At 67.2% G+C, this 11,162-nt stretch carries 10 protein-coding genes, 1 tRNA gene and 1 pseudogene; 7 read left to right on the top strand and 5 right to left on the bottom strand.

The window, feature by feature from the left end; all coding sequences use genetic code 11:
- Positions 1–32: 32 nt before the first annotated feature.
- Positions 33–109: transfer RNA gene (locus U1703_RS08410), tRNA-Met, on the top strand.
- Positions 110–245: 136 nt separating this feature from the next.
- Here U1703_RS08410 and U1703_RS08405 read toward each other — a convergent pair.
- Positions 246–650 (bottom strand): annotated as a pseudogene (locus U1703_RS08405) (transposase); the annotation flags it as partial.
- 75 nt (positions 651–725) lie between these two features.
- Here U1703_RS08405 and U1703_RS18970 point away from each other — a divergent pair.
- On the top strand, positions 726–872 hold the full coding sequence (locus U1703_RS18970; RefSeq protein WP_443025778.1) for an entericidin A/B family lipoprotein: 147 nt from the start codon (positions 726–728) through the stop codon (positions 870–872).
- 74 nt (positions 873–946) lie between these two features.
- Here the strand turns inward: U1703_RS18970 and U1703_RS08400 are convergent, their stop codons facing one another.
- Entirely contained in the window at positions 947–1,264 is a 318-nt protein-coding gene (locus U1703_RS08400) for a hypothetical protein (protein ID WP_332785326.1), read from the bottom strand.
- A gap of 124 nt (positions 1,265–1,388) precedes the next feature.
- On the opposite strand from U1703_RS08400, the gene U1703_RS08395 reads away from it, so the two are divergent.
- The 3 genes from U1703_RS08395 to U1703_RS08385 all read left to right on the top strand — a co-directional run bounded on the left by U1703_RS08395 (position 1,389) and on the right by U1703_RS08385 (position 3,556).
- Positions 1,389–2,060 carry a glutathione S-transferase family protein gene (locus U1703_RS08395; protein WP_320451289.1) on the top strand — a complete coding sequence of 224 codons (672 nt, stop codon included), beginning with the start codon at positions 1,389–1,391 and terminating at the stop codon, positions 2,058–2,060.
- Positions 2,047–2,406: a tRNA-binding protein gene (locus U1703_RS08390; RefSeq protein WP_320451290.1), complete on the top strand. Its 360-nt coding sequence runs from the start codon at positions 2,047–2,049 to the stop codon at positions 2,404–2,406. The genes U1703_RS08395 and U1703_RS08390 overlap by 14 nt, the downstream gene beginning before the upstream one ends.
- Before the next feature lie 223 nt (positions 2,407–2,629).
- Positions 2,630–3,556 (top strand): alpha/beta hydrolase, encoded by a 927-nt coding sequence (locus tag U1703_RS08385; RefSeq protein ID WP_332785325.1) that lies wholly within the window; start codon positions 2,630–2,632, stop codon positions 3,554–3,556.
- Positions 3,557–3,685: 129 nt separating this feature from the next.
- Here U1703_RS08385 and pepN read toward each other — a convergent pair whose 3' ends face one another.
- The gene (pepN, locus tag U1703_RS08380; protein WP_332785324.1) at positions 3,686–6,289 is read right to left on the bottom strand and encodes an aminopeptidase N; all 2,604 of its coding nucleotides are present in this window, start codon (positions 6,287–6,289) and stop codon (positions 3,686–3,688) included.
- A gap of 127 nt (positions 6,290–6,416) precedes the next feature.
- Here pepN and U1703_RS08375 point away from each other — a divergent pair, with 127 nt between their 5' ends.
- The gene (locus tag U1703_RS08375; RefSeq protein WP_443025776.1) at positions 6,417–8,129 is read left to right on the top strand and encodes a M28 family metallopeptidase; all 1,713 of its coding nucleotides are present in this window, start codon (positions 6,417–6,419) and stop codon (positions 8,127–8,129) included.
- Positions 8,130–8,299: 170 nt separating this feature from the next.
- Complete coding sequence (locus U1703_RS08370) at positions 8,300–9,115, top strand: Rossmann-fold NAD(P)-binding domain-containing protein (RefSeq protein WP_443025782.1); 816 nt, start codon at positions 8,300–8,302, stop codon at positions 9,113–9,115.
- Here the strand turns inward: U1703_RS08370 and U1703_RS08365 are convergent.
- Complete coding sequence (locus tag U1703_RS08365; RefSeq protein ID WP_332785321.1) at positions 9,025–9,945, bottom strand: DMT family transporter; 921 nt, start codon at positions 9,943–9,945, stop codon at positions 9,025–9,027. The genes U1703_RS08370 and U1703_RS08365 overlap by 91 nt on opposite strands.
- Entirely contained in the window at positions 9,942–10,943 is a 1,002-nt protein-coding gene (locus U1703_RS08360) for a threonine aldolase family protein (protein WP_332785320.1), read from the bottom strand. Before U1703_RS08360 ends, U1703_RS08365 begins: the two co-directional genes overlap by 4 nt.
- Positions 10,944–11,162: the final 219 nt, after the last annotated feature.

Raw genomic sequence — 11,162 nt, 5'->3', positions numbered from 1 at the left:
ATACAAAAACCCATTCACAATTTCCCCCTTCTCGCGGGGTGGAGCAGCCCGGTAGCTCGTCAGGCTCATAACCTGAAGGCCGCAGGTTCAAATCCTGCCCCCGCAACCATTACGCCAACAACCAAACCGCCTCAGGATCTCCCGAGGCGGCTTTTTTGTGTCTTTTTTTCGTGGCTTAGAGCGGTTTCCAATCAGTCTGCAACGTAGCCGGCGGTAGCCAAGTAGTTGGTGCACTCTTGTGGCGGCTAGAGGTCGAGGATGCAACTGATGGCGTCCCACAGGCCGTGGATGGTGCGCTCGGCAGCCTTGCGCAGCTGCGCCTTGAGCTTGGAGAACGCCTGCTCGATCGGGTTGAAGTCTGAGCTGTAAGGTGAAAGGAAGAGCAGCGTGGCGCAAGCCGCTTCGATGGCGTCACGCGCTGCGGGCGCCTTGTGGCTCGACAGGTTGTCCATGATGACGATGTCGTCGGGAGAGAGGTCGGGCACCAGCACCTGGCGAACATAGCCGACGAACGCGTCACGTTTGATCGGGCCGTCGAGCACCATCGGCCCCACCATACCGGTGCGGCAGCCAAGACCTCGTTCATTCTGATGCTCGCGCTGCTGATCGGTGCCGGTGCCTCCGCCTTTGGCGCAACGTCGGCCGTGCGCCGCCGCCTGCGCTGAGTACCCGCGGCGGCCTGACGTATCGGGCCCGCTGCACCCCTTTTGGAAGAGGAGATCGCCATGACCAAGAAGATCGCTCTGGGTGCCACCCTGTTCGCCGTGCTGACGCTGACGGCCTGCAACACCGTCGACGGCGCGGGCCGCGACTTGCGCTCGGCCGGGGCGGCCGTTTCGGACGCTTCGGGCCAGGAAAAGCCGAGGAAATAAGCCAGGCGTCTCCTCTGCAAGGGGAACGGCAAAGCTGACGGAGGGGGATAACCACGAGCGGGGACACCCCTCCGTCAGGGCTTCGCCCTGACACCTCCCCTTTTAGGGGAGGAATTCCTTGGGCCTTCGGGCGGCGCATCCGTCTCGACCAGTTCGACCACCTCGAACCGGTAGCCGACCCACCCCCTTTGCCGGACCGCTTCGGCCATCGCGGCATCGTTGGCCATCGCTGCCTTGCGCGACTTGGCATGGCCCCAGAACACTTCGGTCTTGCCGCTGCCCAGATCGGCGACGATCCGCCAGTAATGGGTGAAGGGCTGCGAGGTCGGGCCGATCGTCTTCACATAGCCATCGGCCATGGTTGCCGTCAGATAGCGGTTCTTGCGTGCCATGGCCGCTCCTTAGCGCAGTTTGAGGGCCTTGCGCGGACGCCTTGCGCCGCCCCGCGCGCACCAAAGGGTGAAAAGCGTGTCCGCGGGCTTGGCGGAGCGGCCCCCCGACGCTTAGATGGGCCCTATGTGGCAACTCTATCAATTCCCGCTCTGTCCCTTTTCGCGCAAGGTCCGGCTGTTGCTGGGCGAGAAGGGCGTGGGTTACGAATTGGTCCGCGAGTCGCCCTGGCAGCGGCGCGACGAATTTCTCGACATGAACCCCGCCGGGCAAACCCCGGTGATGGTCGATGAGGAGCGCGGCGTCCTGCTGGTTGACTCCATGGCGATCTGCGAGTTTTTCGAGGAAACGGTCGAGAAGTCGGCGATGATCAACGGCACCGGGGTCGGCCGCGCCGAGATCCGGCGGCTGGTGACGTGGTTCGACACGCATTTCTATCAGGACGTGACCGGCCCGCTGCTCCACGAACGCATGGTCAAGCGCGTCGCGCGCACCGGCAGCCCCGATGCCAAGGGGCTGCGCGAAGCGATGAAGGCCGCGGTCGGGCATCTCGACTATACCGACTATCTGCTCGACCATCGCAACTGGCTGGGCGGCGCGACGATGAGCCTGGCCGATCTGGCGGCGGCCGCGCAGATTTCGGTCGCCGACTATCTGGGTGGTATCGACTGGAAGGGGCATGAGCAGACCGCGCGCTGGTATCGCGGGCTGAAGAGCCGCCCCTCCTTCCGCCCGCTGCTGTCCGAGAGGATGGAGATGGTCACGCCGCCGTCGCATTACGACAATGTCGACTTCTGACTCGCCCGCCGCCCGCATCGGGATCGACGACTTCCTGGCGGTCGACATCCGTGTCGGCACCGTCATCGCCGCCGAACCCTTTCCCGAGGCGCGCAAGCCCGCGATCAAGCTGACCATCGATTTTGGCGAGGGGCTGGGGGTGAAGCGATCCTCGGCGCAGATCACCCGGCACTATACGCCGGAAACGCTGGTCGGGCGGCAGGTGGCGGCGGTCGTCAATTTCCCGCCGCGCCAGATCGGGCCGATGATGTCCGAGGTGCTGACGCTGGGCTTTCCCGATGCGGATGGAGAGGTGGTGCTGATCGCGCCCGATCTGGCGGTGCCCAATGGGGGGCGTTTGTTCTGAGGGTTTCCCTTGGCCTTCGACTTCGCTCAGGCTGAACGGAAGTGGGGGACGGGTACTGAGTACTCAACCCCGTTCAGGCTGAGCGAAGTCGAAGCCCACGCCCCACGCTAACCCCTTGGCTTTCCAAAACTGTTAGCCTTACCATTTCCGCTTGCGCCTGCCGGGGCAAAGCGTACCATCCCCCTCCGACCGCAGGACAAACCCGCGGAGGACAGGAGGGGATATGAAGACCAATCGCTGGGCCAGCCATGCGCTGGCCGCTTTGCTAGCGCTCTCGGTGGTGGCACCTGCCGTGGCGCAGGGCGACAGGATGGCACCGATCGCCATACCCGCGCAAGCAACCGCCATTCCGCTGAACACCGGGCCATTGCCCGGTGCGACCGTGAAGGAAAGCTGGCACAGCCAGTATAACAGCGTCTTTGCCCGCAACGTCACGCAAGCGACGTTGACGCCCTTCCTGCCCGATCCCGCCAAGGCAACCGGCACCGCCGTCATCGTCGCGCCGGGTGGTGGTTTCCGCACCTTGTCGATGCAGAATGAAGGGTGGGACGTGGCCAAGGCGCTGGCCGATCGTGGTATCGCCGCCTTCGTCCTGAAATATCGGCTGAACCAGACGCCCGCCGATATGGGCGAATTCGAAAAGTCGATGACCGCGATGTTCTCCAGCGTGGCACGCCCCGCATCGCGCCCCAGTCCGGAGGACGCGCTGAAGGGCCTCGCCCCCCAGATCGCCGACGCCCGCGCCGCCTTCGCGCTGGTCCGCCAGCGGGCGGGGGAGTGGAAGGTCGACCCCGACCGGATCGGCATGGTCGGCTTTTCGGCGGGCGCGATGCTGACCGTGGCGACCGTGCTCGACGGACAGGCCAGGCCTGCCTTTATCGGCGACATCTATGGTCCGCTCCAGCCGATGACGGTGCCCGCCGACGCGCCGCCGATGTTCGCCGCGATCGCCGCCGACGATCCGCTGTTTTCGGGCAAGGGCTTCGGGCTGATCGATGCCTGGATGGCGGCGAAGAAGCCGGTCGAGTTCCACCTGTACGGCCGGGGCGGCCACGGCTTCGGCATGTATCCGAAGAAGACGACCAGCACCGGCTGGTTCGACGCCTTTTATCGCTGGATGGTGATGGAGGGGTTCCAAAAGGCCAATTGATCCTCCCCTGCAAGGGGAGGGGAACCGCCGCGTAGCGGTGGTGGAGGGGGCACGCCACAGAGGGAATCGCGGGAGGAGCCCCCCCCTCCACCGCCCTGCGTGCGGTCCCCCTCCCCGTACCGGGGAGGATTATTCGATGCTCTTCGACGCCTGCTCGAACAGGTCCTTGGACAGGCCGGGCGTGCCGACGATACGGATCAGCTCGGCACACATCAGGCGCGACCGCTTGGTGTCGAATCGGCGCCAGCGGCCGAGCGGCGGCAGCAGCTTGGCCGCCGTCTGCGGGTTCAGCCGGTCGAGCGCGATCAGCTGGTCGGCCAGGAAGCGATAGCCCGCGCCGTCTGCGGCGTTGAACGCGCGCTGGTTGACCCCGAACGCCCCCAGCAGCGCGCGCGCGCGATTGGGGTTGGCGAGGGTGAAGTCGGGATGCTCGGCCAGCCGCGTGACCTGCGCACCGGTATCGTCGCGCGACGACAAAGCCTGGGTCTGGAACCATTTGTCGAGGACCAGCGGATTGTCGGCATAGCGGGCGTGGAAGCGGGCCAGCGCCTCCTCGCGCTCGGACGCATCCGAACTGACCAGCGTGGTCAGCGCCGCCTGCCGGTCGGTCATGTTGTCCGCCGCCTCGAACTGCGCGAAGGCCAGGGCGGCGGCATCCTCTGCCCCGCTGGCGGCGATATAGCCCAGCGCCACGTTGCGCAGGCGGCGACGTCCCTTGGCGTCGGGCGAATAGACATAGGGCCCTTGCGCCATTTCGGCATAGAGCCGCCGCCAGGTCGGCTCCAGCGCCTGGCCCAGCCGGGTGCGCAGCGCCTCGCGCGCGATATGGATCGCGTCGGGATCGACGGTGACGAGCTGATCGCCGATGAAATTCTCGGACGGCAGCAGCACCGCCTCGGCCAGGAAGGCGGGCTCCAGCCCCTCGGCGTTCAGGGTGCGGGCGACCGCGTCGATCACCGCCTCGGCCTCGACCGTGCCGTGGATCGTGCCCGCGACCAGCGTGTCGAGCATCAGCTGCTGCATCGCCTCGTACCGGGCGAAGGGATCGTCGTCATGCGCCGACAGAAAGGCCAGATCCGCAGGCGTCCGGTCGCTCTCGATCACGATGGGGGCGGAAAAGCCGCGATTGATCGACAGGACGGGCCGCTCGGTGATCGCCTCGAAGGTGATCGTCTCGGCCACCTGGTCGAGCAGGATCAGCTTTTCGTCGGTCAGCGGCCGACCGGTCTCCGCACCGAACAGCCGAACCTTCAGCGGGAGCAGCATCGGCTGCTTCACGCTTTGCCCCGGCGTGGCGGGAACATGCTGCGCCAGGCGAAGTTCGGCACGGCCGCCGCCGGGTTCGTGGGTAAGCCCCGCCGCGACGCGCGGCGTGCCCGCCTGGGAATACCAAAGGCGGAATTGCGACAGGTCGACGCCGCTCGCTTCCTCCATGCAGGCGACGAAATCCTCGCAGGTGGCGGCCGTACCGTCGAAGCGGGTGAAGTACAGGTCGGTGGCGGCACGGAACCTGACCGGGCCCAGCATGGTCGCCATCATCCGGATCAGCTCGGCACCCTTGTTGTAGATGGTGGCCGTGTAGAAATTGCTGATCTCGATATAGCTTTCGGGGCGCACCGGGTGCGCCAGCGGGCCGGAATCCTCCGGGAACTGGCTGGCGCGCAGGCCGCGCACATCCTCGATCCGCTTGACCGCGGCCGAACCCTGGTCGGCGGAGAAGCATTGGTCGCGATAGACGGTGAAGCCTTCCTTCAAGGAAAGCTGGAACCAGTCGCGGCAGGTGATCCTGTTGCCCGACCAGTTGTGGAAATATTCGTGGGCGACGACGGCGGCGATCGCGTCATAGTCGTAATCGGTCGCGGTGTCGGGATCGGCCAGGATGTAGCGGCTGTTGAAGATGTTCAGCCCCTTATTCTCCATCGCGCCGAAGTTGAAATCGTCGACCGCGACGATGTTGAACACGTCCAGGTCGTATTCGCGACCATAGACCCGCTCGTCCCAGGCCATGGACAGCTTCAGCGCCTCGAGCGCGTGGTCGGTCTTGGCGAGATCGGCGGCGCGGACCCAGATGCCCAGATCGACGACGCGGCCACTCATCGTGGTGAAGGTGGACGCATTGACCGCCAGGTCGCCCGCGACCAGCGCGAACAGATAGGACGGCTTGGGGAAGGGGTCGTGCCATTCGGCCCAGTGCGTGCCGTCGTCGTTCATCCCCTTGGCCACCGGATCGCCATTGGCGAGCAGCACCGGGAAACGCCGGGCATCTGCGGTCATGCGCACGCGGTAGACGCTCAGCACGTCGGGGCGGTCGGGGAACCAGGTGATGCGGCGAAATCCTTCGGCCTCGCACTGGGTGCACAGATTGCCGCCCGAGGCATAGAGGCCCATCAGCTGCGTATTGCGGTCGGGGGCGATGACGACATGGGTCTCGACGACATGGGCGTCGCCGGGCAGGTCGATGACCAGCTGTTCGCCCTCGATCCGCCAACCCTGGCAGTCCACACCGTCGACCATGACCGACAGCGGCGTCTGGCCCGCCCCGTCCAGGCGCAGTGGTTCGCCGTGGGGGCTGTGCCGCTCGACAGTCAGCGTGGCGCGGACGTGCGTCTCGGACGGGTCAAGCGTGAAGTCGAGCGACACCTGCGGCACGGCCCAGGCGGGCGGGCTGTAATCCTCGCGCCGGATGGCGGCGGGGGTCATGCTGGGCTGGGCGGCGCTGCGCTGAATGTCCATGGCCGGACTATAGCCCGTCCGGTGTTCGCAGGCCCATGAAAATCGACGTGCCATGGCGGCGGGCGGGGGTTGATCGTGCAAGGCGGCGTGTTACGCCTGTGTCATATCCTGTCCCGAAAGGTCCTGCATGTCGCGCATGACGGCTCTGCTGCCGCTTCTTCTCCTGTCCACCGCCGCCCTCGCGCACGATCACGATCATGGCTACGACCATATTCAGGCCGCCCCCGCCCCGACGGCCAGCCCCGCGCCGCAGCGCAGCGCCGCCGAACGCAATGCCATCGTCACCGCCGCGCTGCCCGAGGATCAGGCCGCGATGAAGGCGCATGTGATGTTCCTGGCATCCGACGCCATGGCAGGGCGCGAGGCGGGGACGCGCGACTATGACATCGCCGCGCAATATGTCGCGGCGCAATTCTATGCGGCGGGCCTGCGTCCCGGCGGCGACGATGGCGGCTTCCTGCAGAAGGTGCCGCTGGTCGCGTACAACGTCGCCGACAAGGGCAGCGCGATGTGGACGCCCGCCGGTGGCCAGGGCCAGGAACTGGTCTTCGCCGAGGACTTCGTGCCGTCGCCCGTGCCCGACAAGCGCGAGACGAGCGTCAGCGCGCCGGTCGTCTTCGTCGGTTACGGCATCGACGCCGCGCAATATGGCCTGAACGATTACAAGGGCGTCGATGTGCGCGGCAAGATCGTCGCCTTCGTCCCCGGCACGCCCGAAGGGCTGGACGGCGAGGCGCGCGCCTTCTTCGGCTCGGCGGGCAACAAGGCTTCGCTGGCGGCGGCCAGGGGCGCGGTCGGCGCGATCCAGATCGACATGCCGCGCGCCGGACCGCGCCAGCGGCCCTTCGCCGCGCTGGCCCGCTTCTACAATGCGCCGCGCGTGACCTGGGCGAACCCGGACGGCACCGCGCATGCCATGACCCCTTCGACCCCGGTGCTCGGCACCCTGTCGCAGGCGGGCGCGGCCAAGCTGTTCGGCAAGGACTGGGACGCGGTGATGAAGGCCGCCGTCGCGCCGAAGCCCGCCTATAAGCCGCTGGTCGCGCGCGGCACGATGACCGTCGCATCGAAGACCAGCTTCAAGCCGATGGACAGCAGCAACGTCATCGGCCTGATCCCGGGCAGCGACCCGAAACTGAAGAACGAGGTGGTCGTCCTGTCGGCGCATCTCGACCATATCGGCACCAATGAAGGCGGCAATGGCGACCGGATCAACAACGGCGCGCTCGACAACGCGATCGGCATCGCCAGCCTGATCGAGGAGGCCAAGCGGTTCAAGACCGCCGCCACCCCGCCCAAGCGCACCGTGATGTTCTTGGCGGTGACGGCGGAGGAGAAGGGCCTGGTCGGCTCCGACTATTTCGCCAACCACCCGACCGTGCCGCTGAAGTCGATCGTCGCCGACGTCAATCTCGACATGCCGATCCTGACCTACAAGTTCGAGGACATGGTGGTGTTCGGCGCCGATCGCTCGACGCTGGGCCCGATCGTGCGCAAGGCGGTGGGAGCGATGGGCCTGCCCGTCGCACCCGATCCGATGCCCGAGGAGGGGATTTTCGTACGCTCCGACCATTTCCGCTTCGTGCAGAAGGGCACCCCCTCGGTTTTCCTGTGGCCGGGTCAGGCCGGGCCGGGCAAGGCGGCGGTCGAGGACTTTATGAGCCACCGCTATCATCGTCCGGGCGATGAGGTCGACCAGGGCATCGACTGGAGTCAGGGGCCGCGCTTCGTCAGCGTGAACTACGCGATCGCCCGCGAGATCGCCGACGCGCCCGAGCGGCCGGTGTGGAACAAGGGCGATTATTTCGGCACGCTCTACAAGGGACCGATGGCGAAGTGAGGAACGGGAGCGTTTCGGCTGTTTGAAGCCAAACCTCCCTCCCGTCCGTTCAGCCTGAGCGTAGTCGAAGGCCAAAGGGATGGCCTTTGCCAAGTGGCTCGTCGGGGACGTGCACTTCGACTTCGCTCAGTACGAACGGAGGTAGGGTGAGTAAGTTGTTCGTCTTCGGCATGGGCTATGCCGCCGGTCATCTGGCGGCCTTGCTGGAAGGGCGCGGCTGGTCCGTTGCGGGAACGACGCGTGACGGTCGCGGCGGCACGCTGCGTTTCGACGACCGCGCGCGCGTGGAGGCGGAGATCGCCGCCGCCACGCATATCCTGTCTTCGGTCCCTCCCGAAGGAGAGGCGGACCCGGTGCTGGTCGCCTATGGCGCGCATCTCGTGAAATCGGATGCCTGGCTCGGCTATCTGTCCTCGACCGGCGTCTATGGCGATGCGCGCGGCGCGTGGGTGGACGAGACGGCGGCGATCGGCTCGGGGCGGCGCGTCGCGCGGGCGGTGGCGGATGCCGACTGGCAGGCCCTGGGCGCGCGGGTGTTTCGCCTGCCCGGCATCTATGGTCCCGGCCGCTCGCCGATCGACCGGGTTCGAGCCGGTCGTGCGCACCGGGTCGGGCTGACCGGACAGGTGTTCAGCCGGGTGCATATCGCCGACATCGTGTCGGGCGTGATCGCCGGGTTCGATGGCCCGGCCGGGGCGTACAACCTGGCGGACGATCACCCTTGCGACCAGGATGCGGTCGTCGCCTATGCCGCCGAGCTGGCGGGCCTGCCGCCGCCGCCGCTGGTGCCGCTGGACAGCCTGTCGGCGGCGGCGCGCGGTTTCTATGCCGAGAACCGGCGCGTGGCGAACGGCAAGGCCAAGCGGGTGCTGGGCTGGCGCCCGCGCTATCCCGATTACCGGTTGGGCCTGCGTGCCCTGAGCGCGATGACCAGCCCGATCGCGGTCACGCCCGCACCCGCGCCCGCCAGCAGCGACCAGCGATAACCTTCGAACACCGTCGACAGGCTCATGGCGATGACGGGCACGATGACGCTGGAATAGGCCGCCTTGGCCGGGCCGATCGTGCGCAGCACGCGGTAATAGAGTGGGAAGGCCAGCGCGGAGGCGAACAGGCCGAGATAGAGGATGCCCAGGATATAGCCCGCGCGCATCTCGAACGCCGGCGGGCCGTTCAGTGTATAGGCGATGACGGCGTCCAGCGCCGATCCCACCAGCATCGCGATGCTGAGGGTCGCATGCATCGGGAAACGCTTGGCGGTGTTGGTCGCCTGCATGACGTTCGCGGTCGAGGCGGACAGGATCGCGACGATGGTCAGCGCGATACCGGTCAGCGCGCGGGCGGGTCCGGCGGGATCGACCCGCGCCTCGTGCACGAACAGGAGCGCCGCGCCCGCCATGGCGATCCCCGAGCCGACCAGCAGCTGCCGCCCCATGCGCTGGCCCAGGAAGATGCGCGCGAACGCGGCATTGGGGATCAGCAGCATCGCAAAGACGACCGCGACCAGGCCGGAGGTGATGTACCCCTCCGCATGATAGACGAAGTTGAAATTGAGCACGAACTGGAACAGCCCGATCCCGGCGGCGAACAGCCAGCCGGTGGTGCCCAGGCGAAAACTCTCGCGCCGGGCCAGCGCAAAGGCCCCCATGGCGAGCCCGCCGATCAGGAAGCGATAGCTGACCGACCAGGTGGCGGGCACGACCGAGATCTGGTCGCGGATGACGAGCCAGGTCGAACCCCAGATCAGCGTGACGATCGCAAAGGGGATCAGGACCGCGGCGCGGGTCGAGCGGGGGCCGGTGTCGAACGAACTCATAAGGCGGCGATCGCGTCGGCGAGGCGGCCGACCGCGCCCGCATCGGTGTCCCAGGCGGTGACGAGGCGGATCTCGCCCTCCGCCCAGTCATAAAAGTCGAAACCTAGCGCGCGCAGTTTCGCGGCCTCGTCGGGCGTGGCGCGCAGGAAGACCTCGTTCGCCTCGACCGGGTGGATCAGTCGGTCGCCCGCCGCCGCGCCCAGCCGTTCGGCACAGGCATTGGCGAGCGCGCCGTTGGCGATCCACAGATCGTCCTCGACCATCGCCAGCACCTGCGCGGCCAGATAGCGGCCCTTGGACATCAGCAGCCCGGCGCGCTTGCGGCGGCGGCGGGTCGCGTCGATCAGGCCGGGCTTGAAGAAGACCAGCGCTTCGGCACTCATCGCCCCGTTCTTGACGAAGCCGAAGGACAGCGCGTCGACCCCGGCCTGCCAGGTCAGCGCGGCGGGGGTGCAGCCCAGCCGGGCGACCGCATTGGCAAAGCGCGCGCCGTCCATGTGAAGCGCCAGGCCGCGTTCCTGCGCGAAGTTGCCGATCGCGGCGACCTGGTCGGGGTTGTAGACGCGGCCATATTCGGTGGCGTTGGTGATCGAGATCGCGTGCGGCTGCACCCGGTGGACGTCGTTGGCGATCGCGTCGACCACGGTCCGGATCGTGTCGGGGGTCAGCTTGGCCCCCTCGCCATCGGCCAGCATCAGCTTGGCGCCGTGGGTATAGAATTCGGGCGCGCCGCCCTCGTCATTCTGGATGTGCGAGTCGCGGTGACAGACCACGCCGCCATAGGGCGGGCAGAGCGCGGCCAGCGCCAGGCAGTTGGCGGCCGTCCCGGTGGGCACCCACAGCGCCTCCACCTCGGTCCCGAACAGATCGGACAAGCGCGCGTCCAGCGCCCTGGACCAGCGGTCGCCGTCATAGGGGCTGTCCATCTGGTCGGCACCGGCGATGGCGGCCATCACCTTGGGGTGGATACGGGCGGCATTGTCCGAGAAAAAGCGCATGGCCCCAGCGTTTGGGGGAGGCGGCGGATCAGGTCAACACCGGTGCCCCATCGAGGGGGGCAGCGAGGGGGGGGGCTGTCGAGAGGGTGACACCCCTCCGTCAGGCCTTCGGCCTGCAACCTACTCCTTGCAGGGGAGGAACATGCCGCCACAAGCGCTCCCCCTCCCGCAGGCGGGAGGGGACACCGCCAGCGATGAATCCCCAAGCTCGCCAAAACC

Origin of the sequence: Sphingomonas flavida (assembly GCF_036663655.1) — a bacterium.
In the GTDB taxonomy this organism is placed as follows: domain Bacteria; phylum Pseudomonadota; class Alphaproteobacteria; order Sphingomonadales; family Sphingomonadaceae; genus Sphingomonas.
Note: the sequence above shows the minus strand (reverse complement) of the source record. Positions and strands in the feature narration are given on the sequence as shown.

Coding starts and splice junctions, on each gene's coding strand:
- U1703_RS08360 (WP_332785320.1), bottom strand. CDS start 10,943: ATGCGCTTTTTCTCGGACAATGCCGCCCGTATCCACCCCAAGGTGATG.
- U1703_RS08400 (WP_332785326.1), bottom strand. CDS start 1,264: ATGGCACGCAAGAACCGCTATCTGACGGCAACCATGGCCGATGGCTAT.
- pepN (WP_332785324.1), bottom strand. CDS start 6,289: ATGGACATTCAGCGCAGCGCCGCCCAGCCCAGCATGACCCCCGCCGCC.
- U1703_RS08375 (WP_443025776.1), top strand. CDS start 6,417: ATGTCGCGCATGACGGCTCTGCTGCCGCTTCTTCTCCTGTCCACCGCC.
- U1703_RS08390 (WP_320451290.1), top strand. CDS start 2,047: ATGTCGACTTCTGACTCGCCCGCCGCCCGCATCGGGATCGACGACTTC.
- U1703_RS08385 (WP_332785325.1), top strand. CDS start 2,630: ATGAAGACCAATCGCTGGGCCAGCCATGCGCTGGCCGCTTTGCTAGCG.
- U1703_RS08365 (WP_332785321.1), bottom strand. CDS start 9,945: ATGAGTTCGTTCGACACCGGCCCCCGCTCGACCCGCGCCGCGGTCCTG.
- U1703_RS08395 (WP_320451289.1), top strand. CDS start 1,389: ATGTGGCAACTCTATCAATTCCCGCTCTGTCCCTTTTCGCGCAAGGTC.
- U1703_RS18970 (WP_443025778.1), top strand. CDS start 726: ATGACCAAGAAGATCGCTCTGGGTGCCACCCTGTTCGCCGTGCTGACG.
- U1703_RS08370 (WP_443025782.1), top strand. CDS start 8,300: ATGGGCTATGCCGCCGGTCATCTGGCGGCCTTGCTGGAAGGGCGCGGC.